The 23,424-nt window shown below is 62.6% G+C and carries 19 protein-coding genes; 16 read left to right on the top strand and 3 right to left on the bottom strand.

Annotated features, from left to right (window positions below):
- The first annotated feature begins 38 nt into the window (after positions 1-38).
- Together BMY67_RS13675 and hrpB are read left to right on the top strand one after the other, a co-directional pair.
- On the top strand, positions 39-362 hold the full coding sequence (locus BMY67_RS13675; protein ID WP_092772500.1) for a rhodanese-like domain-containing protein: 324 nt from the start codon (positions 39-41) through the stop codon (positions 360-362).
- Between the two features lie 144 nt (positions 363-506).
- Positions 507-3,038 carry an ATP-dependent helicase HrpB gene (gene hrpB, locus BMY67_RS13680; protein WP_092772502.1) on the top strand — a complete coding sequence of 844 codons (2,532 nt, stop codon included), beginning with the start codon at positions 507-509 and terminating at the stop codon, positions 3,036-3,038.
- A gap of 188 nt (positions 3,039-3,226) precedes the next feature.
- Here the strand turns inward: hrpB and BMY67_RS13685 are convergent, their stop codons facing one another.
- Positions 3,227-4,069 carry an oxidoreductase gene (locus BMY67_RS13685; RefSeq protein WP_092772504.1) on the bottom strand — a complete coding sequence of 281 codons (843 nt, stop codon included), beginning with the start codon at positions 4,067-4,069 and terminating at the stop codon, positions 3,227-3,229.
- 214 nt (positions 4,070-4,283) lie between these two features.
- Between BMY67_RS13685 and guaB the strand changes: the two genes are divergently transcribed.
- From guaB to BMY67_RS13725, 8 genes are all read left to right on the top strand, one after another.
- Positions 4,284-5,756: an IMP dehydrogenase gene (gene guaB, locus BMY67_RS13690; RefSeq protein ID WP_092772506.1), complete on the top strand. Its 1,473-nt coding sequence runs from the start codon at positions 4,284-4,286 to the stop codon at positions 5,754-5,756.
- A gap of 200 nt (positions 5,757-5,956) precedes the next feature.
- The gene (locus BMY67_RS13695; RefSeq protein ID WP_092772508.1) at positions 5,957-8,050 is read left to right on the top strand and encodes a PP2C family protein-serine/threonine phosphatase; all 2,094 of its coding nucleotides are present in this window, start codon (positions 5,957-5,959) and stop codon (positions 8,048-8,050) included.
- 14 nt (positions 8,051-8,064) lie between these two features.
- A complete protein-coding gene (locus tag BMY67_RS13700; protein ID WP_019947653.1) occupies positions 8,065-8,394 on the top strand; it encodes an STAS domain-containing protein in 330 nt (109 codons plus the stop codon).
- A gap of 40 nt (positions 8,395-8,434) precedes the next feature.
- Positions 8,435-8,848, top strand: a complete 414-nt coding sequence (locus BMY67_RS13705; protein ID WP_092772510.1) for an ATP-binding protein — start codon at positions 8,435-8,437, stop codon at positions 8,846-8,848.
- Between the two features lie 126 nt (positions 8,849-8,974).
- Positions 8,975-11,365: a peptidylprolyl isomerase gene (locus tag BMY67_RS13710; RefSeq protein ID WP_092772512.1), complete on the top strand. Its 2,391-nt coding sequence runs from the start codon at positions 8,975-8,977 to the stop codon at positions 11,363-11,365.
- Positions 11,366-11,637: 272 nt separating this feature from the next.
- A complete protein-coding gene (locus BMY67_RS13715) occupies positions 11,638-13,026 on the top strand; it encodes a peptidylprolyl isomerase (RefSeq protein ID WP_245745049.1) in 1,389 nt (462 codons plus the stop codon).
- A gap of 94 nt (positions 13,027-13,120) precedes the next feature.
- A complete protein-coding gene (locus BMY67_RS13720; protein WP_092772514.1) occupies positions 13,121-14,083 on the top strand; it encodes an AAA family ATPase in 963 nt (320 codons plus the stop codon).
- Positions 14,084-14,196: 113 nt separating this feature from the next.
- Entirely contained in the window at positions 14,197-14,640 is a 444-nt protein-coding gene (locus tag BMY67_RS13725; protein WP_092772517.1) for a hypothetical protein, read from the top strand.
- 9 nt (positions 14,641-14,649) lie between these two features.
- Here BMY67_RS13725 and BMY67_RS13730 read toward each other — a convergent pair whose 3' ends face one another.
- A complete protein-coding gene (locus BMY67_RS13730) occupies positions 14,650-15,534 on the bottom strand; it encodes an SDR family NAD(P)-dependent oxidoreductase (protein ID WP_092772519.1) in 885 nt (294 codons plus the stop codon).
- Positions 15,535-15,739: 205 nt separating this feature from the next.
- Here BMY67_RS13730 and BMY67_RS13735 point away from each other — a divergent pair, with 205 nt between their 5' ends.
- Positions 15,740-16,309, top strand: coding sequence for a GNAT family N-acetyltransferase (locus BMY67_RS13735; protein ID WP_177189833.1), 570 nt, complete (start codon positions 15,740-15,742; stop codon positions 16,307-16,309).
- Between the two features lie 103 nt (positions 16,310-16,412).
- Here BMY67_RS13735 and BMY67_RS13740 read toward each other — a convergent pair whose 3' ends face one another.
- Positions 16,413-17,624 (bottom strand): hypothetical protein, encoded by a 1,212-nt coding sequence (locus BMY67_RS13740; RefSeq protein WP_092772523.1) that lies wholly within the window; start codon positions 17,622-17,624, stop codon positions 16,413-16,415.
- Positions 17,625-17,792: 168 nt separating this feature from the next.
- Between BMY67_RS13740 and recA the strand changes: the two genes are divergently transcribed.
- The 5 genes from recA to BMY67_RS13765 all read left to right on the top strand — a co-directional run bounded on the left by recA (position 17,793) and on the right by BMY67_RS13765 (position 23,366).
- Positions 17,793-18,950 carry a recombinase RecA gene (gene recA / locus BMY67_RS13745; RefSeq protein WP_394333372.1) on the top strand — a complete coding sequence of 386 codons (1,158 nt, stop codon included), beginning with the start codon at positions 17,793-17,795 and terminating at the stop codon, positions 18,948-18,950.
- Positions 18,951-19,153: 203 nt separating this feature from the next.
- Complete coding sequence (locus tag BMY67_RS13750) at positions 19,154-19,987, top strand: DUF3108 domain-containing protein (RefSeq protein WP_092772525.1); 834 nt, start codon at positions 19,154-19,156, stop codon at positions 19,985-19,987.
- 346 nt (positions 19,988-20,333) lie between these two features.
- On the top strand, positions 20,334-21,038 hold the full coding sequence (locus BMY67_RS13755) for a response regulator transcription factor (RefSeq protein ID WP_245745062.1): 705 nt from the start codon (positions 20,334-20,336) through the stop codon (positions 21,036-21,038).
- 342 nt (positions 21,039-21,380) lie between these two features.
- Complete coding sequence (locus BMY67_RS13760) at positions 21,381-22,463, top strand: sensor histidine kinase (RefSeq protein ID WP_092772527.1); 1,083 nt, start codon at positions 21,381-21,383, stop codon at positions 22,461-22,463.
- Between the two features lie 189 nt (positions 22,464-22,652).
- A complete protein-coding gene (locus tag BMY67_RS13765; protein WP_092772529.1) occupies positions 22,653-23,366 on the top strand; it encodes an RluA family pseudouridine synthase in 714 nt (237 codons plus the stop codon).
- Positions 23,367-23,424 lie beyond the last annotated feature (58 nt).

Raw genomic sequence — 23,424 nt, forward strand, 5'->3', positions numbered from 1 at the left:
TAATTTTACGGCTGATTCCGCTTTTCCCCTGCCTATCGATGCTGCCCGAACTCACGCCCGAAGCCCTGCACGCCCGCCTGCAAAGCGGCGAAAACCTCCAGCTCATCGACGTGCGCCAGCCCGAAGAGTTCGACTTCTGCCGCATAGCGGGCAGCCTTTTGATTCCGCTGGGCGAGCTGGCCTCCCGCGCCAACGAGGTGCCCGACGACCGGCCCGTGGTGCTCATCTGCCACCACGGCGTGCGCTCGATGCAGGCGTTGGCCTACCTGCAGCACCGCCACGAATACACTAACCTGCTGAACCTGCGCGGCGGCATTGATGCCTGGAGCCGGCGCGTGGACAGCTCGGTGGCGCTGTATTAGGGTTTGCGGCCGGTTGCTATAAGAGGGTCATGCTGAGCGCAGTCGAAGCATCTCTACCGCTTCGTTGTACCGATTGGATGAGTGTTGCGGTAGAGATGCTTCGACTGCGCTTAGCATGACCCTCTTTTTTTGAACCCTCAGCCTATGCGCCTCCCCGACCTGCCCATCACCGCCGCCCTGCCCGAGCTGCTTGCTACGCTCGAAACCCATACGATAGCGGTGCTCCAGGCCCCGCCCGGCGCGGGCAAAACCACGCTCGTGCCGCTGGCGCTGCTGGAGGCCGGCTGGCGGGCGGGCGGTAAAATAATCGTGCTGGAACCCCGGCGGCTGGCGGCGCGGGCGGCGGCCACGCGCATGGCTCAGCTGCTGGGCGAGCCCGTGGGCCAGACCGTGGGCTACCGCATGCGGCTGGAAAGCAAGGTGTCGGCCCAGACGCGCATCGAAGTCGTGACTGAAATCATCCTCACCCGCCAGCTCCAGGACGACCCCGCGCTGGAAGGCGTGGCGGCCGTGCTCTTCGACGAGTTCCACGAGCGCAGCCTGCACGCCGACCTCGGGCTGGCCCTGGCCCTCGATGCCCAGCAAGTGCTGCGGCCCGATTTGCGCCTGCTGGTGATGTCGGCCACCCTGGATGCCGAGCGGCTGGGCGGCTGGCTGGGCGCGCCGGTCGTGAGCAGCTTGGGCCGCATGTTTCCGGTGGAAACTCACTACCTGAGTTCCCGGCGGACCGCCAGCGCCTCCAAGCGCCCCCACGAAAAGCTCCAGGACCTGGTACCGGTACTCGTGCGCGAGGCCCTGGCGGCCCACCCCAGCGGCGACGTGCTGGTGTTTCTGCCCGGCCTGGCCGACCAGCGCCGGGTGGCGGCCAAGCTGGCCTCGCGGCCCGAGCATATCGACCTGCACACGCTGCACGGCGAGCTGCCTGCCGAGCAGCAGGACGCGGCCCTGCGCCCCGCCCCGGCCGGCCGCCGCAAGGTGGTGCTGGCCACCAGCATCGCCGAAACCAGCCTGACTATTGAGGGCGTGAGCATCGTGGTGGATGGCGGCTTTGCCCGGATTCCGCGCTTCGAGCCGCGCACCGGCCTGACCACGCTGGGCACCGAGCCCGCCAGCCAGGCCGCCGCCGACCAGCGCCGGGGCCGCGCCGGCCGCCTGGGCCCCGGCACCTGCTACCGCCTCTGGACCGAAGCCGAATTCCGGGAGCTGCCCGCCCATCTGCCGCCCGAAATCCTGACCGCCGACCTGAGTCCGCTGGCCCTGGAGCTGGCGTTGTGGGGCGCGCACGAGGCGGGTAGTCTGCGCTGGCTCGATGCGCCGCCGGCCCCGGCCCTGGCCCAGGCCCGCGAGCTGCTGGTACGTCTGGAAGCCGTTACGCCGGCCGGGCCGCCCACCGCCCACGGCCGCGCCCTGGCCCGGCTGGGGCTGGCCCCGCGCCTGGCCCACCTGGTGGCGCGGGGCCAGCAAATCGGCCACGGGGCCACGGCCTGCGCGCTGGCCGCGTTGCTCACCGAGCGCGACATCCTGCGCCCCGCCGATGGCTCGTTCGGCCCGCCCGATTTACGCCTGCGCCTGGAGGCCCTGCACACCGGCCGCGCCCCGCTGCCCGGCCTGTTGCCCGACGCCGCCGGTCTGCGCCGGGTGCGCGAGGCGGCGGCCGTGCTGCGGCAGCGGGCCGGGGCGAAGGGTGAAATCGAGCCCGATACAGCCGGACTGCTGGCCGCCCTGGCCTACCCCGACCGCTTGGCCCAGCGCGAAACGCCTGAGCGCGTACGGCTGCTAAGTGGCCAGCGGGCTACGCTACCGGCCGAGCATTTTGGACAGCAGGACCAGTTCTTTGCCGTGGCCGCCCTCGATGGCTACGCCGCCCAGCCCCGCGCCAGTCTGGCCGCGCCCCTGAGCCGGGCCGAGTTGGAAGAGCACTTCGCCGCGCAAATTGAAACCCGCGATGAAGTGCGCTGGGACGAAGCCGCCGGCCGCGTAACCGCCCGCCGCCTGCGTCGTTTGGGGGCTTTGCTTTTGTCGGATGTGCATTTGCCCAACCCCGACCCGACGCTGGTAGCCGCAGCCCTGCTGGGCGCCGTGCGGGCCGGCGGCATTGCCGGGCTGCCCTGGAACGAAGCCGCCACGCAGCTGCGGCAGCGGCTGGCCTTCGCGCACCATCACCTCCCCGAAAACTGGCCCGACGTATCGGATGAGACGCTGCTGGCAGAGTTGGACGATTGGCTGGGGCCGTACCTGACGGGCGTGAAATCGATGGCCGAGCTGGGCCGGATTGACTTCGCAGAGGCCCTGCTGGGGCGTTTGCCGGGCGGCTGGAGCCAGCGCCAGGAGCTGGACCACCTCGCCCCTACCCACCTCGAAGTGCCCACCGGCTCGCGCATCCGCCTCGATTATTCTGTACCGGCAGCCCCGGTGCTGGCCGTGCGCCTACAGGAAGTGTTCGGCCTGCTCGACACGCCCACCGTGGGCGGGGGCCGGGTGCCGCTCACGCTGCACCTGCTCTCGCCGGGCTACCGCCCCGCCCAGGTCACGCGCGATTTGCGCAGCTTCTGGACCAGCTCCTACTTCGAGGTGCGCAAAGACCTGCGCGGCCGCTACCCCAAGCACTACTGGCCCGAAAACCCGCTCGAAGCCCAGGCCGTGCGCGGCACCAAAAAGCAGAACGGGCTTTCTTGAGCTGCAAGCTACAAGCCGCAAGCCGCAAGCTTCAAGCGGCAAGCTTTACGGCCTGTCATCCTGACGAAGGAAGGAACTTATCACGCTGGAACGACCGTAACAACGACTCGTCTTCACGTAATAAGGTCCTTCGCTTCGCTCAGGATGACAGCCGGTCAGCTTGTAGCTTGCGGCTTGAAGCTTGCAGCTCAGACAGGAAAATCCGCCGAGTTGCCGGTTTCCTCTACTTCGGCCAGTTCTTTTACCAGGGCAGTGAATTTTTCGCGTGCTCCTTTGACGGCGGCTTTGCCCAGCGGCAGGTGCAACGGGGCGTCGCCGTCGGCGTGCACGAGGTCGTACATGATTTGGGCGGCGCGGTCGGGGTCGCCGGGCTGGCTGCCGCTGTAGCTCTGGATGCCTTTTAGGTTCTCGCCTACGGTGCTGCGGTAATCATCGATGGCCGTATCCACATAAGTGGCCGAGGCGCCGGCCCACTCGGTGCGGAAGCCGCTGGGCTCGATGTTGGTTACCTTGATGCCGAGCGGCTTCACCTGCTGGGCCAGGCTTTCGCCGATGGCTTCGAGGGCAAATTTGCTGGCGTTGTACACGCCCACGCCCGGGAAGGTTTTCAGGCCCCCAATGCTGGTGATGTTGAGCACGTGGCCGCTTTTCCGCTCGCGCAAATGCGGCAGCACGGCCCGCAGCACGTGCAGCGGCCCGAACACGTTCACATCAAACTGCCGGCGCACTTCCTCGGCCTCAATTTCCTCGATGCTGCCCAGCGAGCCGTAGCCGGCGTTGTTGACGATGACGTCGAGGTGGCCGAGCTTGTCGATAGCGTCGGCCACGGCTTTTTTTACCTGGGCCTCGTCGGTTACTTCCATCACGAAGCCGTAGCCCTGGCCCTTGGCTTTTTTCGTGAACTCGTCGGCCTGAGCCTGCTGGCGGAAGGTGGCGGCTATTTTGTCGCCTTTTTCGAGTAGCAGATCGGCCAGCGAGGCCCCGAACCCGGAGCTGACGCCGGTAATAAACCAGTTTTTAGTAGTTGCCATGAGATGTCAGAAGAATGAAACGGGCCGCATCGGAGTGGCGCGGCTGGGCCCTATAACTGCCGGAGCGGGCCGTAGGTTTTGCTGCCTGCCTGTTTAGAGCTGGGGCGGCTTATTTCGGGCGCTTGCGGAAAACACCACGCCTTCGTAACCCGAAAGCCAACTTTACGCCTTAACTTTGACCCGCAACAAGCCACCTTCTAACTCTCTTGTTGCCATGGCCGACCACGCCGCCAAAATTGCCTTCGAGGCCCTTACCTACGACGATGTGCTGCTGCTGCCCGGCTACTCCGAGGTGCTGCCCCGCGACGTTGCCACCGGCAGCCAACTTACCCGCCGCATCCGCCTGCAACTGCCCTTCGTGTCGGCGGCCATGGACACGGTAACCGAGGCCGAAATGGCCATTGCCCTGGCCCAGGAAGGCGGCATCGGCATCATCCACAAGAACATGAGCATCCGGGCCCAGGCCGAGCTGGTGCGCCGCGTGAAGCGCTCGGAGAGCGGCATGATCCTCGACCCGTTCACGCTCACCGAAACCGCCACGCTGGCCGAAGCCAAGCAGCTGATGCGCGAGCACAACATCGGCGGCATCCCCATCATCGACGAGCAGCGCCACCTCAAGGGTATCCTTACCAACCGCGACCTGCGCTTTGAAAAGGACATGAGCCGGCCGGTAAGTGAGGTGATGACGGCCCTGCCGCTCGTAACGGCCAAGGCCGGCACCGAACTGGCCGCTGCCGAAGACATTCTGCAGGACTCCAAGGTCGAGAAGCTGCCCGTTATCGACATGGAAGGCCGGCTGGTGGGCCTCATCACCTACAAAGACATTCGCAAGCGCCGCCGCACGCCCAACGCCAGCAAAGACGAGCAGGGCCGCCTCATGGTAGGCGCCGCCCTGGGCGTTACGGCCGACCTGCTGGAGCGCGTAACCGCCCTGCTCGAAGCGGGAGTGGACGTAGTGAGCCTGGATACGGCCCACGGCCACAGCAAGGGCGTGCTCGACGCCGTGCGCACCCTGCGCCAGCAGTTCCCCGACCTCCAGATTATTGCCGGCAACGTGGCCACCGCCGAGGGCGCCCGCGCCCTGGCCGATGCCGGCGCCGACGCCGTGAAGGTGGGTGTGGGCCCTGGCTCCATCTGCACCACCCGCATTGTGGCCGGTATTGGCGTGCCCCAGCTTTCGGCGGTGCTCGAAGCCGCCCGCGGCCTCGAGGGCACCGGCGTACCGGTTATTGCCGACGGCGGCATTAAATATTCGGGCGACGTGGTAAAGGCCCTGGCGGCCGGCGCCAGTACCGTGATGATTGGCTCGCTGCTGGCCGGCACCGATGAAGCCCCCGGCGAAATGACGCTGTTTGAGGGCCGCAAGTACAAGGGCTACCGCGGCATGGGCTCGGTGGAAGCCATGGAAGAAGGCAGCAAAGACCGCTACTTCCAGGACGCCGAAGACGACGTGAAGAAGCTCGTGCCCGAGGGCATTGTGGGCCGCGTGCCCTATAAGGGCCTGGCCGCCGAAGTGCTCTACCAGCTCGCGGGCGGCCTGCGCGCCGGCATGGGCTACTGCGGTGCCGCCACCATCGAGGAGCTGCAAACTGCCCGCTTCGTGCGCATTACCGGGGCCGGCCTGCGCGAGTCGCACCCCCACGACGTGCAGATTACCCGCGAATCGCCCAACTACAGCAGCCGCTAAAAGGGCCCGCCAACCGATTACGCGAGTACCCCGGGGGCCTGCTTCCGGGGTATTTGCTTGTCCAACTGGTTGATTCTAGCGCCCTAACGTCGGGCCTCAACGGTGGAATTGTCCTAATAACGGTGGGCCGCGTATCTTGTCCTTCCGTTTCCTTCCGCCGGGCTCCTTTGCCCGGGCTGCCTTTCCCTTACCTTGTCTGCATGGCTGTTCTTCGGAAGCCTTTTTCCTTGCTGTCGGTTGCCGTGCTGCTAAGCTGGCTGGCGCTGCTGGCCGCCGCGCTGCTCTACGCCCATCCGGGCCTGGGCGGGGTAACGCTTTCTCCGCCGGCCGGCCTGGTGCTGGTTCTGCAGGCCTTGTTTACGGCCGTCGTGTTTCTGTACGAGCGGAAAGAACCCGAGCGCCTGCAGGGCGTCAATTTTATCGGGCTGCTGCAACGGCTGCTGCTGGGCCCGGCGCTGCTGGCGGTAGTGAGCGTGGGGGTGCACCAGCTGCTGCAGGTGCTGTGGCCCGGTTCTATGGCTGGCTCGGTGCTGCACACGGCTTTCTACACCTTCAATGTGGGCTTGTTTGTGCTGCTGCTGGCCCGCACCAACTATGCCTGGCGGGCGCTGGTACTGTTTCGGGGCACCGAGCGGCTGCGGCGGCAATGGGTGGCCTTTGAGATGATGCTGGGCGCCACGCTGCTGCTGCGCCTGCTGCCCTACGCGCCCCCCGTTGGCCTGTCGGCGGCGGTGCTGGGCGTGCTGGCGGCCTTTGGGGCCTACCTGAGCGGCCGCCAGAAATGGGTGGCCTACCTCAGCCGCCGCCAGAAGCTGGAGGCCGTACTGCTGCAGCTGGCCGTTATCGGGGTAATGGGCGTGTTTGTGGCCTACTTCCTGTACACCCGGCCCGCTTTCCGGCTGGTGGGGCCGGCTCCGCAGAACGCCTTTCTGCTGCTTAATGCCTTCTTCGCCGGTTTCTACGCGCTCATGGGCCTGCTCGTAACGCTCTTCAACCTGCCCACGGCGGGCGTGTTCGAGCAGAAGCGCGAGGAGATTCTGAGCATGCAGCGCCTCACCCAGCTCATCCAGCGGGGCCAGACGACCGACGAAGTGTACCAGATGTTCTTCGACTCGGCCATCCAGACCACCCGCGCCGATGCGGCCTGGCTGCACATTGAGGGCACTGCCGAAGAGGACCACTTCGACCTGTACCACCAGCTGCCCGGCGAGCAGGCCTACGCAATTCGAGGGCTACTGAGCGAGTTCAACCTCAGCAACCTGGAATACTTCAACAACGACCTGACCGGCAGCAGCTTCCGTCGGCTGAAGCTGCCGTTCGGTTCGCTCATGGTGATGCCGCTCAGCTCCAGCAAGCGGCAGTACGGCAACATTTACCTGCTCCAGGAACCCGTGCAGGCCTTCGACCGCGAAAGCCTGAGCATCCTGCAGACCTTCGCCAGCCAGACGGTGCTCAGCATCGAAAACCTGCAGCTCATTCAGGCCTCCCTGCGCACCCAGCGCGTGCAGGACGAGCTTAAAATTGCCTCGGCCGTGCAGGACAGCCTGATTCCGAAGGACCTGCCCATCGATAACTGGTTTGAAATCAGCTCTTACGCGGTGGCCGCTACCGAAGTGGGCGGCGACTTCTACGACTTCCTGCACCTGCCCGGCCGGCGCCTGGCCGTGCTTATCGGCGACGTGAGCGGCAAGGGCGTGACGGCCGCTTTCCACGTGGCCCAGATGAAAGGCATTTTCCATGCGCTGATGCAGGAAAACCCGCTGGCTCGCAACGAGCGAGAAAAGTACCCGGTACCCAGCCAGTTCATGACCCAGGCCAACGACGCGCTGGGCCGCTGCCTCGAAAAATCGGCCTTCATTACGGCTTCGCTCTATATCATTGATTATGAGCACGGCGGCTTCGTTTTCGCCCGCGCCGGCCACTGCCACACGCTCTATTATCACTCCATCAAGGAGGAAGTGTCTTACTTCCAGACGCCCGGCCTGGGGCTGGGCATCATCCGGCACGAGGGCTACGAAAAGCACATCAAGAACCAGTTCTACGACTACAACCCCGGCGACGTGATGGTGATTTACACCGACGGCATCGTGGAAGCCCGCGATGCGGCCCAGAACGAGTACGGCGAGGAACGCCTGCAGCTGATGCTGGAGCAGTCGTATTACCTCAATGCCGACCAGATCAAGGCCCACATCCTGGCCGATTTACACGAATTCACCAAGGGCCAGCCCATGCACGACGACCAGACGCTGCTCGTGATTAAATTCCGGTCGACCCAACCCGAAGCCGGCCTTTAACGTAGCTTCAAGCCATGAAAATAACGCAACACGCCACCGATACCACGCTCACGCTGGCCCTCAATGGGGAGCTGGACGCCAGCTCTTCCGTTCTGCTCGATACCGAGCTGAGCAAGCCCGAAATCCTGCGCACCCAAAAAGTGCTCATCGACTGCCAGCAGCTCAACTATATCTCGTCGGCAGGGCTTGGCGTGTTCATCTCGCACCTGCAAACCTTCCAGGATGCCAACGTGAAGCTGGTGTTCTTCAACATGCAGGAGAAAGTGCGCAACGTCTTCGAGATTCTGGGCCTCGATTCGCTGATGACCATTGTGCCCTCGGAAGCCGACGCGGCGGCCGTTTAAGTTCTTATTCTTAAAAAAGCTCGGCCCGCATCCTTTAGGCATGAAACAAGCCATTCGTATTAGCTGCAGTCGTCGCAACCTGAAGGTGGTGCGCGACTTTGTGGGCGCATACCTGGCCGGGCAGCAGCTATCGGAAGTAGTTGTCAACCAATTAATTCTGGCCGTTGATGAAGTAGTAGCCAACTTCATCATTCATGCCAACGCCGAAGACGAAAAGCAGTTTCTGGACGTGCGGGTGGATGTGCGCGACCACGAGTTTGGTTTCGAGATTGAGGACGGCGCTATTTCGGGCTATTCGCCCGGCTCGTACCAGGAGCCCGATTTGCGGGAGTTTGTGCGCGTGGGCAAGAAGGGCGGCATGGGCATGATGCTCGTTAACCGCATCATGGACCGGGTGGAGTACAGCACCACGGGCGAGCACACCATCTGCCGCCTTTATAAGACGCTGACCTGAGCCGCTGAGGCGGCGCGGGCCGCCGGTTCAGGCCGCCGGGAAAAAATCCGTAAAATTGTAGTCATCCTCCTGCGGGCCGTTGGTCCGGCTTGGAACTACGCCCGCTGATTTCCTTCATTCGCAAGTATGCACCATCGTTTTTTGTTTGCCGGCACCGCTGCGGCTGCCCTACTGGCCGGGTGCCAGGCTACCAAACCCGCCACGACTGCCGCTACCGCCACCGTCGAAACCCTGGGCACTACGGCCGTTCCGGCCTCGGAATTTGCCTATGTGTACCGCAAAAACAACAGCTCCGACCCCGCTTTCGGCACCAAAGCCAGTGTGCAGGAGTACCTCGACCTCTACACTAATTTCAAGCTGAAGGTGCTGGCCGCCGAGCAACGCGGCCTCGACACCACCCAGGCCTTCCGGCAGGAGCTGGATGGCTACAAGCAGCAGCTGGCCCAGCCCTACCTCACCGAAAAAAGCGTAACCGACCAGCTGGTGCGCGAGGCCTACGACCGCCTGAGCAAGGAAATCAGCGCCTCACACCTGCTGGTGGCCGTAGCCCGCGACGCCTCACCCAAAGACACACTGGCGGCTTACGAGAAGGCCCTGAGCCTGCGCCGCCGCATAACGGAGGGCGGGGAGAACTTCAACACTGTGGCCCGCGAGAATTCCGACGACCCCTCGGCCCGCGGCAGCAACGGCAATGGCGGCAAGCTGGGCTACTTCACGGCCATGCAGATGGTGTACCCCTTCGAGTCGGCGGCCTACGCTACCACGCCCGGGCAGGTATCGATGCCGGTGCGCACCAGCTTTGGCTACCATCTGATTAAGGTAGACAATGTGCGGCCCGCGCAGGGCGAAATCAAGGTGGCCCACCTCATGATCCGGGCCACGCCCGGCATGCCCGCCGCCGACTCGGCCACGGCCAAAAAGAAAGTGGACGAGCTGTACACCCGCCTGACCCGCCGCAACGAGAACTGGGAAAAGCTGGTGGGCCAGTTTTCGGAGGATGCCGGCTCGGCGCCCAACGGCGGCGAGCTGCCGGCCTTCAGCACCGGCCGTATGATTCCAAGCTTCGAGGAGGCCGCTTTCAAGCTCCAGAAGCCCGGCGACATTGCCCCGCCCGTGCAGACGCCCTACGGCTGGCACATTATCAAGCTGATAGAGAAGCAGCCGGTGCCTTCGTTTGAGGCCATGGAGCCCACGCTCAAAAGCAAGGTTTCCAAAGATTCGCGCTCCGAGCTCAACCGGGCCGCCTTCCTTAAGCGCGTGCGCCGCGAAAACAACTTCGTGGAGCTGCCTGCGGTGAAGGAGTACGTGCTGGCCAAAGCCGATACGGCGCTGGTGCAGGGCCGTTTTGCCTACTCGGCCCCGGCCGCCGCCACCGGCAAAGCCGGCAAGAACATCACCGACAATTCGGCGCTGTTCACCATCCAGGGCCAGCCTTATCTGGTGAAGGATTTCCTGACCTACGCCCAGCAGAGCCAGCGCCCCCGCGCCGCCGGAACCGAGCCGCGCTTCGCCATGCAGCAGCTCTACGACCAGTACGTGGACCAGCGCCTGACCGAGTACGAGAAATCCAACCTCGAGAACAAGTACGAGGACTACCGCATGCTGGTAAAAGAGTACCGCGACGGTATTCTGCTGTTCCAGCTGATGGACGAGAAAGTATGGAGCAAGGCCATCGAGGACACCACGGGCCTGCAGCAGTTCTTCGCCGCCAACCAGGCCAATTACCAGTGGGGCCCGCGGGTGCAGGCCACCGTCATCAGCGCGGCCACGCCCGAGCTGCGGGCTAAAGCCCAGGGTTACTTCCCCGACCCGGCCAGTCGGCCCGGGCCGGAGGGTGCCGGCGAATTCTACCTGCCTACCACTGAGAGCATTCCGGCGGCGCTGAAGTTCCAGCCCCGCACCGCCACGCTGCTGCCTGCCAGCAAAGCAGCCCTCGAAGAGCTGGCCGGCCACATGCTGGAGGCCGACACCACGCTGATCCTGAAGGTGGAAAACCCGGCCAAAGCCAAAACCACTTCCACGCTGATCAGCCAGCGCCAGAAAGCGGTGCTCGACTATCTGACCAGCCAGGGCATCGGTGCTGGCCGGGTGCTGGCCGTTCGGTTTGTACCCCTGAAGAACGGCCGGCCGCAGCCCAAAGAATACGCCGCCTCTCCCGACGCCCTGCTGCTGAGCGGTATCACCCGCAACCCGGCCCAGATTGAGCAGCGCCTCAACGAGAAAAACCCGCTGGCCGTCCAGATTCAGCAGCGCAGCTTTGCCAAGGGCGAAAACAAGGCCGCCGACCAGTTTATAGATAAGGCCCCCGGCCGCTACCAGACCGAGCTGGACGGCCGCTATTACACCGTCATCATCACCAAGCAGCTGCCCGCCGGCCCCAAGGCCCTGAACGAAGCCCGCGGCCAGGCCACCTCGGATTACCAGAACTACCTGGAAAAGGAGTGGCTGGAGCAGCTTAAGGCTCAGAATCCGGTGAAAATAAATCAGCGTGAAGTAGACAAGCTCATAACCAGGTAAAGCACGATCATTCCGACAATCTGCGTATGGAGCGACGAGAGGAATCCGGGTCACATCGTTGCAAAAACGTGACTCAGATTCCTCTCGTCGCCATAACAGCGCCTCTGCCCGATGCAACGTCCGGGCCCAAATCCGACTCCCGTAGCCAGAGCAATCCGCGGTTTTTGCCGGTGCAAGGATTTATAACGAAATTTACGGGCGGTTTTGAGCGTTGAACTCTTTGCCAAACCCTTTCCGGGCATATTGCCGGGACGGGCATTAGAACCAGATTCATGCGTATTTTTTTGCGAGTACCAGCCTTTAAGGCCCTGCTGAGCCTGACGTTGCTGGTTGTTTCGGCCTCGGCCGGTCATGCCCAGCTGGGCGTTGGACGCCCGGTGGGCCGCACCATGGTCGATGGCATCATTGCCAAGGTCGACAACCAGATTGTGCTCAAGTCGGACCTAGAGGGCATTTACGGCCAGGAGTTGGAGCGCGCCGCGGGTAAGCCGCTGCCGCCCGACACCAAGTGCAAGATTCTGCAGAGCCTGGCCCTGAACAAGCTGCTGCTGGCCAAAGCCGAAACCGACTCGGTGGTGGTGGAAGACACGCAGGTGAAAAGCGAGCTGGAACGCCGCATGGGCTACTTCGTGCAGCAGATTGGCTCGGAGAAGAAGCTGGAGGAGTACTACGGCAAGCCGCTCAAGCAAATCAAGGACGAGCTGCGCACGCAGGTGAAGGAGCAGCTGGTGCAGCAGAAAATGCAGGACCAGATTGCCGGCAAGGTGTCGGTAACGCCCCGCGAGGTGCGCCAGTACTTCAGCCGCATGCCCAAAGACAGCCTGCCCTACTACTCCTCGGAAGTGGAAGTGGGCCAGATTGTGAAAGTGGCGCAGGTAAACAACAAGGTGAAGCAGGCCACCCAGGCCAAGCTCAACGAGCTGCGGGCCCGGATTCTGGCCGGCGAAGATTTTGCCACCCTGGCCAAGCAGTACTCGCAGGACCCCGGTTCGGCGGTGGAAGGCGGTTACCTGGGCTTCTTTAAGCGCCGCGAGCTGGTGCCCGAGTACGAGGCCGCCGCGTTGCGCCTCGAGCCGGGCGGCATTTCGCCGGTTGTAGAGTCGCAGTTCGGGTTCCACCTCATTCAGCTCATCGAGCGCAAGGGCGACTCGTACAGCTCGCGCCACATCCTGCTCAAGCCCGAAACCGGCACCGCCGACACCGGCGAGGCCTCTCAGCAGCTGGCCCGGCTGCGCCTGAAAATACTGGGTGATACCCTCACCTTCGCCAAGGCTGCCAAGGACAACTCCGACGACAAACTGACCAGCGGCAACGGTGGCCTGATCCAGAACCGCCGCGACGCCAGCACCTACCTGCCCCTCGACCAGCTCGACCCGGCCATCTTCTTCACCATCGACACGATGAAGGTGGGCAGCATCAGCCCGCCCCTGCCCTACCGCACCGAGGACGGCAAGGACGCCGTGCGGATTCTGTACCTGAAATCGAACAGCCCGCCCCACCAGGCCAACCTCGACGACGACTACCAGAAAATTGCCGCTGCCGCCCTCAACCAGAAGAAAAACAAAGCCCTCGACGCCTGGTTTGCCCTCAACCGCGGCACCGTGTACCTCGAAGTCGACCCCGAGTACGCCGGCTGCCAGCTGCTGAATTCGCTTAATTAGTTGTCAGTTGCTGGTTGTCAGTTGTTAGCTCTTGAAAAACAACAACTGACAACCAGCAACTGACAACTAGCAACTGACAACTAACAACCCCAGAATGCCCTTCGCCTCCGATAAAGAAGCCGCCGACGCGCTGGCCGCCGCTTACCAGAAGCTGCGCCGCGAAATCGGCAAAGTCATTATTGGGCAGGAAGACGTGGTGGAGCTGGTGCTGACGGCCGTTTTCTCGCAGGGCCACTGCCTGCTGGTGGGCGTGCCCGGGCTGGCCAAAACGCTGCTCATCCAAACGGTGGCCGATGCGCTGGACCTGTCGTTCAACCGCGTGCAGTTCACGCCCGACCTGATGCCCTCCGACATTGTGGGCTCGGAAACGCTCAACAAGGAGCGCGACTTCCACTTTGTGCCGGGCCCGATTTTCGCCAACATTGTGCTGGCCGACGAAATCAACCGCACGCCGCCCAAAACCCAGGCCGCCCTGCTCGAAAGCATGCAGGAATACGCCGTAACCGTGGCCGGCAAGCGCTACAACCTGCCCCGCCCCTTCTTCGTGCTGGCCACCCAGAACCCCATCGAGCAGGAGGGCACCTACCCGCTGCCCGAGGCCCAGCTCGACCGGTTTATGTTCAACATCGAGCTGGGCTACCCCAGCTACGAGGCCGAGCTGCAGATCGTGAAGAACACCACTTCCAACCACCGCGTGCAGGTGGAAAAGGTGCTGCACGCCGACGAAATCCAGGCGTTCCAGCAGCTTGTGCGCCGCGTGCCGGTGGCCGACAACGTGGTGGAGTACGCCGTGAATCTGGTGCACAAAACCCGCCCCAACACCGGCCGCGCCGCCGCCCGCGCCACCCAGTTGCTGGAGTGGGGCGCCGGCCCGCGGGCCTCGCAGCACCTCATCGTGGGGGCCAAGTGCCACGCCCTCATCCACGGCAAATACTCGCCCGACATCGAGGACGTACAGGCCGTAGCCCTGCCCATCCTGCGTCACCGCCTCGTGCGCAACTTCAAGGCCGAGGCCGAGGGCATCACGGTGGATCAGCTGGTGAAAGAATTACTTTGAATAGGGCTTAGGTGTTAGGGACTCAGGGCTTAGATGATGTGCCGTTATTATGTCCCATATTATCTCCTGACACCTTGCCTAAGCCCTAACCCCCTAATACCTAAGACCTGATTATGGAAGCAGCCGGTTACTACGAGCAGTTTGAGCGCAACCTCGTCATCATCCTCAGCGCCCTCGACGCGGGCCTGAACATCAGCACAACGGCCCTGAACGTGTCGTTGCCGCTGGAAGTGTACGTACTGAGCGAGGTGCTCAACGCGGGCGGCGGCCAGTTCCGGCTTTCGGCCGACCTGACGCCCCGCGAGCAGGTGCGCGAGTTTCTGGCCCAGTTCCAGGGCAACGAGGCCCACAACGAAGCCCTGATGCAGCGCATTCTGGCCGACAAAAAGAGCCTGATGCGCACGCCCGAGGGCCGCGTGCTCACCAAAGAAATGCTCATCCGCCGCCTCGAATACTTCAACGAAGCCGCCCGCCAGGTGAACGTGATGCGCAACCAGCATTCCCTGGGCAGCCCGCCCCAGTCGCGCTCCGGCGTGGGCCTGCAGATCACGACTTAGGGTCACGGATTAGCCCATTGAAGCCGCAGCGTCCTGGCGCACTTTGGTGTTGCCTTCTTTGCTGTGCTCCAGCTTGAGGTGCTGCGGGGGCTGCTGCTTGAGGTGCGAGGGTACCTCCTCGCCCGACAGGCTCTTGGAAATCGTAACGCCGCCATCTACGAAGTACGTGGCGCCGGTGACGTAACTGGCTTCGTCGGAGGCCAGAAACAGGTACACGTTGGCTACCTCCTCGGGCGTGCCGCGGCGGCCCAGCGGGGCCCCATTCACGGTATTTTTCTCCATTTTGGAATCCATCGGGCCAGTCTCCTTGTGGGTCCAGGCCGTGTCGATGGGGCCGGGGCCGACGCAGTTGACGCGCACGCCGTGCTTGGCCTGCTCGACGGCTAGGCCCTTGCTGAAGGTCATCACCCAGGCCTTGGTGCCGCCGTAAGGGGTAATCATGGGCGAGCCCATGTGCCCGGCCTCCGAACCGGCCGATACGATGTTGCCTTTCGTCTTCTGCAGTTCGGGCAGCGCCGCCCGGCTCATCATAAACACCGAGTAGATGTTGTTTTTAATCATGTACTCGAAGGCGTCGACCGGGTACTTATCCAGCTCGGCGGTAGCCGGAAACACGCCGGCGTTGTTGATGAGGATATCGAGCCGGCCAAATTCCTTGACGGCCGCTTTCACGCAGGCCTTGGCCGTATCCTGCCGCGAAATGTCGCCGAGGTAGCCGATGGCGCGGCCGCCGCGGCTCAGAATCTCGTCTACTACCTCGCGCACCGGGTCCGAGTCGAGGCCCACGACCACCACGGCCGCGCCTTCGCGGGCGAATCGTTTGCTGATTGCTTCGCCGATGCCCGAGCCGCCGCCCGTTACAATGGCTACTTTATCCTGAAGTCTGCCAGCCATAACCTGAGTTTAAGGGTTGAAAAACGTCCCGGTATATGCGCTACCGCGTAGGCGGCGGCGCATATACCGGATTAAAAACGTTTTTTGAACGTTGGACAACCCTGCGGGTTTCCAGTGCGGAGCTTAGGGCTGATTAAGGCGCCGGATTTTCCGGCTTCCTGCTGTCCTTGTGCCCCTTTTCAGTCCCTAAAATATACACGTCGCCTTGCCCGCTCCTGCCGCCGCCCCCGACTCTGCCCCGCGCCTGACGGCCCGCCTGCTGCTGCGGCCCTACGCGCCCGACGATGCTGAGGCGTTTTTCACCCTGATTGCCGCCAACCGGCCCCGGCTCCGCCCTTCCTTCCCGGCCCGCGAGGCGGCGGCCAGCTCAGTCGAAGCCAGCGGCCGGCTGCTGGCGCAGTTTGGCCGCGACTGGCGCAGCGGCCGGCTCTACGTGCTCGGCATCTGGCACTGCCCCGGCGGCCGCTACCTCGGCGACATCAGCCTGAAACCCAACTGGACCGCCCCCGTCACCCTCGAAATTGGCTACTACCTGGCCGCCGAGGCCGAGGGCCAGGGCTTTGCCCGTGAGGCACTGGCGGCGGCCGTTGCTTTCGGCTTCGATACACTCGGGGCGGCGCGTCTGCTTATCCGTTGCCGGCCCGATAACCCGCGCAGCGTGGCCGTGGCCGAAGCACTGGGCTTTCAGCTGCTGCCCGTTCGTCCCCGCCCTTCCTGGCTGCAGCGCATGCTGGGCAGCGGCCCGCCGGTGCTATACTATATGCTGAAGCGGTGAAATAGTGAGCTGGTGAAATGGTGAGTTAATGTTGTGGGGGCCTGATTGCGCTACTTGCGCCGGTAGGCCCCCCCAACATCAAACTCACCATTTCACCAGCTCACTATTTCACCTTCCCCAGCAGCCATTCCTGCCGGAAGTTGAGGTAGACGCCGAACGAGAAATCGGTGGTTTTCTGCTTGAAATCATACACCGGCTCGGCGCGCACCGTGAGGGCCGCGGCGTCGCCGAGCGAGAAGTCGCGCAGCAGCCGCAGCAGCAGCAGTTGGCGGTGCGGCTCTACGTAGCCAGGGTTGGAAACGGTGCGCGAGGCAGCCTGGTATAGGTCGCCGCCCAGGGGGGAGAGGAACCGCTGGCCCTGCCAGTAGCTGAGCATCACGTTGAGGTAGCGGGTTTCGGCGGTGGCGTTGAGGTAAAGCCCGGCCCCGCGCCTGTAGGGCAGCTCGTAGGTGAACGACTTGTCGTAGAAGCCCACACCATAGGCCTGCAGGCGCAGGGCCGTTTGGCGGCCGGGCAGCTGGTAGCGCGCTTCGAGGCCGGTGGCGCCGTTGAACAGCGTCTGCAGCGGCCGGTCGACGGTGTCAATCTGGCCGCCGCGGTGGGTGGCCGTGAACTGCACGGGCAGCGTGAGCAACAGCGGGCTGCCCTCGGGCGTGAGGCGCAAAGTGGCGCTCAGGCCGCCGGCAATTTCCTCCTGAAAGTTACTGTAGCGGTATTGCTGCCGCTGCCAGTCCACCCACACATCGAGCAGGGCCAGCCGGGAACCGCGGTAGCGGTACTGCAGCCCCTCCTCCAATGGCCGCAACATTACCCGCTCGAAGTTGACCAGCGGCTCGATGTAGCCGTGGTTCAGGTGCGGCCGGATGTTGCCCAGCGTGATTTCGTGCGGTCCTTTGGTGTAGGTGGCCCGGAACGTGGGGCGCACCTGCCGCAGCCGCGCCGTGCCAAAATCTTTCCAGAGCAGCACGCCGCCTTCGAGCCGCAGGTTGGCCGTGGGGTTGTAGGCAAGCTGGGGGTTGAGCTGGGTGCCAAACAGCGTGTAGCCGTCGGCAATGGAGTTGAAATACTCGTTGTCCTTGAAAAACGTGAAGGCCCGCACCGACAGGCGCAGCTCCCCCGCGGCCGGGGTGCCGGAGTCGGCCGGTACCTGCGCAGGGCCCAACAGGCTGGCCGTGGGGCGCGGAGCACCCGGCGCAGCGGCCGTAAACGCCCGGTTATCGAGCTGGGCCTGCGCCGTGGCGGCGGTGCCCAGCGCCGCTAGCAGCGTCAGTATCAGGGGCCTGCAGGCAGGTCGGTTTTCTAAAAATTTTAGCACGAAAAAAACCTGCTGAATTCAACGAATTTCTTTAGCATTGCGGGCACAAAATATAGTTGGCCGGCGTTACCAGATGCCAGCCCCTCCGGCAGCCTGTGCAGGCTTGCAGAGGCTGGCAAAAAGCCTTACATTCACCAAACCTAAGCAAATCTCCTTACCCCTTTTCCGATGGCCTTAAACTCCAACAAAGCCGAAAAGGCTGATAAAGCCGAAAAAGCTGACAAAGCCGATAGCAAAGACCTGACCCCGCAGCAACAGAAGCTGAAGGCGCTGGCCCTGACCCTCGAAAAGCTCGACAAGAACTACGGCAAGGGCACCGTAATGAAGCTCGACGACAGCAAGGTGCAGGACGTGGAAGTTATCAGCACCGGTTCGCTCGGCCTCGATATTGCCCTCGGCGTGGGCGGTTTGCCCAAGGGCCGCGTAGTGGAAATCTACGGCCCCGAGTCGTCGGGTAAAACCACGCTCACCATGCACTGCATTGCCGAAGCCCAGAAGAAGGGTGGCATTGCGGCCTTCATCGACGCCGAACACGCCTTCGACCCGGTGTACGCCCGCAAGCTCGGTATCAATACGGCCGATTTGCTCATCGCCCAGCCCGACAACGGCGAGCAGGCCCTCGAAATTGCCGACCAGCTGATTTCCAGCGGCGCCATCGACATTATCGTAATTGACTCGGTGGCCGCCCTCGTGCCAAAAGGCGAGCTGGAAGGCGACATGGGCGACTCGAAAGTGGGTTTGCACGCCCGCCTCATGAGCCAGGCCCTGCGCAAGCTCACCGGCACCATCAACAAAACCGGCTGCTGCTGCATTTTCATCAACCAGCTGCGCGAGAAAATCGGCGTGATGTTCGGCTCGCCCGAAACCACTACCGGTGGTAACGCGCTCAAGTTCTACGCCTCGGTACGCCTCGACATCCGTCGGATTGGCCAGATCAAGGAGGACAAGGACAACATCACCGGTAACCGCACCAAGGTGAAGGTGGCCAAGAACAAGGTGGCCCCACCCTTCAAGGTGATTGAGTTCGACATCATCTACGGCGAGGGCATTTCCAAAGTGGGTGAAATTCTCGATCTGGGCGTTGACATGGGCATTATTGCCAAGTCGGGCTCGTGGTTCAGCTACGACGGCAACCGCCTCGGCCAGGGCCGCGAGGGAGTAAAAACCATTCTGCAGGACAACCCCGAGCTGGCCGACAAAATCGAAGCCCAGATTCGGGCCAAGGTGAAGGGCAACCCCGAGGAGGCCCTGGCCGCTCTCGATGAGGACCGCACCGTGGACGCCGAAGAGACCCTGGAGCCCGTAGAGGCCGAAGACGAAGCGTAAGCGCGTCTGCCTTTTGTAAGAAAGCTTCCCCGGCTACCGGGGGAGCTTTTTTTATGCCTGGTGCCAGAACTTAGGCCGTCGGCAAATCCGGAAGCGGCGCGCGGCTGTTTAACAAGTCCGGGTTTTGCTCCGGCTAAAACCGAGTACCTTTACTGGCACCGCATTTGAGATGAATCAGCCGATTCACTGTTTCTTACTTGCTTATGTTTATCCGCCGCTGGCTTCTGCTTCCCGTTTTCCTGTGCGTCCTGTTTGTCGGCCTGGCTGCTTTCGGCCCCGCGGATACCGCCTCCCGCTTGCAGGGCAACATGAGCTTCGAGCGGGGTGAAACCCTGCACTACAAAGTTCACTACGGCCTCATCAACGCAGCGGAGGCCGTTATCGAGCTCGACAACAACGTGCACCGCATCAACGACCGGCCCACCTACCGGGCCACCGTCACGGGCCGCACCACGGGCTCGTTCGACTACTTCCTGCGCATCCGCGACACCTGGCGCTCCTACATCGACACGGCCAGCATCCAGCCCCAGCGGTTCTACCGCAACATCGAGGAAAACAACTACCGCAAGCGCGAAACCGTCGATTTCGACCACCAGCGCGGCGTGGCAATCACCGAGAGCTATAAGAAGGACAAGAACGACGTGAAGCGCGGCACCTTCAAGGTGCCGGCCAACGTGCAGGACATCGTCAGCGGCTTCTACTACCTGCGCACCCTCAACTACGATTTGCGCCGGCCCGGCGAGGTGATTCGGGTGCAGGGTTTCTTTGATGAAGAAAACCTGCCCATGGACGTGATTTACAAAGGCCGCGAAACGGTAAGTACCAAGGCCGGCACCATTCGCGCTATCCGGCTGGTGCCCAAAATGCCCAAGAACAAGCTTTTCAAGGGTGAAAACGCGGTATCCGTTTACCTCTCCGACGACCAGAACAAAGTGCCGGTGCTTATTCAGGCCGATATGCTGGTCGGCGCCGTGAAGGTCGACCTCTACAAGTATAAGGGCCTGCGAAACCGGCTCAATATGGTGGCTCAGAACTAACGCACATGACAAGGCGGCTCCTAATTGGGGCCGCCTTTTTTTTGTTCCTCCGGGCTGCTCAGCCCGCTATACTTCGCTCCTTCCCCACTTGCCGATGCTGCTAACTGCTGCTGCCCGCTGCCGCCCGGTGCTGATGATGACCGCTCCTGCCGCTGCTTCGGGCCGGCCGGCCGGGCTGGCCGATTTCGTGTGGCCCATTCCGAATCCGGTGCCGGCCAAGCTGCCCCGGCCGGCGCTGGTGGGCTGGCGCCGCAGTGCGGGTAACGAAACGATAACACGCCGGTCACGCCGGCCAGCCGTACTTTTATCGGCCCGCCTGCTGTTCTACCCTAAACCGCCCCTGCCCGTGCAACCCGCCCCAACCGCCAACCCCAACGCCTACAAGATTCTGGTTGTCGATGACGACCCCGACATTGTGGAGCTGCTCGAATACAACCTGCGCAAGGAAGGCTATGCGGTGGCCAGCGCCGCCGACGGCCGCCAGGCCCTCGACGTGGCGCAGCAGTTCGGGCCCGACATTGTGCTGCTCGACGTGATGATGCCGAAACTGGATGGCATTGCTGCCTGCCGCCAGCTGCGCGAGCTACCCCGGTTCAAGGACACCTACATCATTTTTCTGACGGCCCGGGCCGAGGAGTTTTCGGAAGTAGCTGCCTTCGACGCCGGCGCCGATGACTTCATTGCCAAGCCCATCAAGCCCCGGGCCCTGCTCAGCCGCCTGGCCGCCTACGTGCGCCGCGACAAGGAGCCCCAGCACGTGTCCGACACGATAGAAATCAACGGCCTCACCATCGACCGCACGGGCTTCGCCGTGTACCAGGACGGCCGCAAAATCACGCTGCCCAAAAAAGAGTTTGAGCTGCTGGCTTTCCTGGCCGCCTCGCCCCACAAGGTATTCGGCCGCGAAGAGCTGCTGCAGAATATCTGGGGCAACGACGTGTTCGTGCTGGCCCGCACCGTGGATGTACACGTGCGCAAAGTGCGCGAAAAGGTGGGCGACCACCACATCCAGACCATCAAGGGCGTGGGCTACAAGTTCAATTCGGATTAAGTATGGGTTTTGAATTATAAATTTTAGCGCAAATTTCGAGTTCCTGAACAGGATGTAGAGACGCAACAGTTTGCGTCTCATCGTCGCTGACATTGTGCTACTGAGCTGTTCAACGACGAGACGCCAACTATTGCGTCTCTACACCCTGTACCGCAACCTGAAAATTGCTGTAAATTCCCCATATGGCCATATCAGCAGCCACATCCCACTGCTTGTCATATCGTTAGCCTTCAATTTAAACTAATTCATAATTCATAATTCATAATTCATAATTCATAATTCATAATTCATAATTCATAATTCATAATTCATAATTCATAATTCATAATTCATAATTCATAAATGCGCCTGGATTTATCTTCCCGCAGCATTGCCCTGCTGCTGTCGGGGCTGGTGGCGGCGGTGCTGACGGCCCTGGTGCTGGTGGTGCCTACCATGTCGCGGCAGCAGGCGGTGCTGGCGGCGGGCATTACAGTGGCGGCGTGCTTTCTGCTGCTGTATCTGCTGTTTGAGGCGCTTATCTTCCGCGAGGTCAACAACATTTACCAGGAGCTGGAGCACATCAAGCGCAAGGATTTCCGGCGCCTTTCCAACAAGCTGCTGTTCCGGCCCGAACCACTCAAGCGCATGCGCGAGGAAATCCTGGATCTGGCCCAGCGCAAGCAGCAGGAAATCGACGAGCTCAAACGCCTGCAGGAGCTGCGGCGCGAGTTTCTGGCCGACGTATCGCACGAGTTGAAAACGCCCATTTTCGCCGCTCAGGGTTTCGTGCACACCGTGCTCGACGAGGAGGAAGAAAGCCCCGACGGCAGCATGGACGCGGCCACGCGGCGCAAGTTTCTGCGCAAAGCCGCCGCCAGCCTCGATGCCCTCGACCAGCTGGTACAGGACCTGCTCACCATCTCCCAGCTCGAAAAAGGCGTGCTGCGCATGCGCCGCCAGCCCTTCGACCTGGCCCAGCTGGTGCGCGACATTTTTGAGCAGCTGGAGCTCCAGGCCGCCCGCCACCAGGTGCGGCTGGAGCTTCAGTTGCTACCGGCAATGCTGCCCGAAACCGACCCCGTGTCCGTACTGGCCGACCGCAGCCGCATCCGGCAGGTGCTCATCAACCTGATCGACAACGCCATCAAGTACGGCCGCCAGCCGGGCCACGTGGTAGTGTGCCTCGAAGCCAGCGCCAAAAAGGTGCGGGTACAGGTGCGCGACGATGGCGAAGGCATTGCCAAGCAGCACCAGCAGCGCATTTTCGAGCGCTTCTACCGCATCGACAAAAGCCGCAGCCGCGACTCGCGGGCGGCGGGCGGCTCGGGGCTGGGGCTGGCCATCAGCAAGCATTTGGTGGAGGCGCACAAGTCTACCATTCGGGTGCACAGCGAACCGGGCGAGGGCACTACGCTGGAGTTCAAACTGAGCCGACCGAGGTGAGAAGTGAGTAGTGAGTAGTGAGTAGTGAGTAGTGAGAAAGGGTACGGAAACCGGGGATAAACAGAACGGTCATTCTGCTGCCCGTCTCCTGTACCGTTTCTCACTTCTCACTTCTCATATCTCACTTCCCACCTCTCTGTACTCACTTCTCCCCTCCCACTTCTCCACCTCTTACCTTTGCGGCTGTATATGAAGCTGCCTAATTTCCAAGACCTGATTCTGTTTGAAGACGACGATTTCATCGTCATCAACAAGCCGCCCTTTTTGGCCACGCTCGACGAGCGGTTCGGCGGGGCCCCCAATATTCTGCGCCTGGCCCGCGAGCAGCACGACGACGTGCAGGCCTGCCACCGCCTCGACAAGGAAACGAGCGGGGCGCTGGCGCTGGCTAAAAACCCAGCTGCCTACCGCCATCTGGCCATGCAGTTCGAAGACCGGCAGGTAAGCAAGATCTACCACGCCGTGGCCTGGGGCGTGCACCACTACGACGGCCTGCGCGTCGACCGGAGCATCGAAACCACCACCAAGGGCAAGGCGCGGCTGGCCTACAAGGGCAAGCCGGCCGTTACGCTGGTGCGCACCCTGGAGCCCTACGCCCGCCACACGCTGCTCGAATGCCAGCCCATCACGGGCCGCATGCACCAGATCCGGCTGCACCTGGCTTACCTGCAAGCCCCCATCGTGGGCGACACCATGTACGGCGGCGAGGATTTCTACCTGTCGACGCTCAAGAAGAAATTCAACGTCAAGCAGGGTGAGCAGGAGCAGCCCTTCATCAAGCGTTTTGCCCTGCACGCTGCCCAGCTCACCTTTGCCAAGCTCGATGGCGAGCCGGTGACCATTGAGGCCCCCTACCCCAAGGATTTCCGGGTGTTGGTGGAAAACCTGCGGCAGTATCAGTGAAATAGTGAGGTGGTGAAATGGTGAGTTTGCTGTTCAAAAGACCTAGCGGCGCAAGTGG

This window comes from Hymenobacter actinosclerus (assembly GCF_900111515.1).
Classification (GTDB): Bacteria; Bacteroidota; Bacteroidia; order Cytophagales; family Hymenobacteraceae; genus Hymenobacter; species Hymenobacter actinosclerus.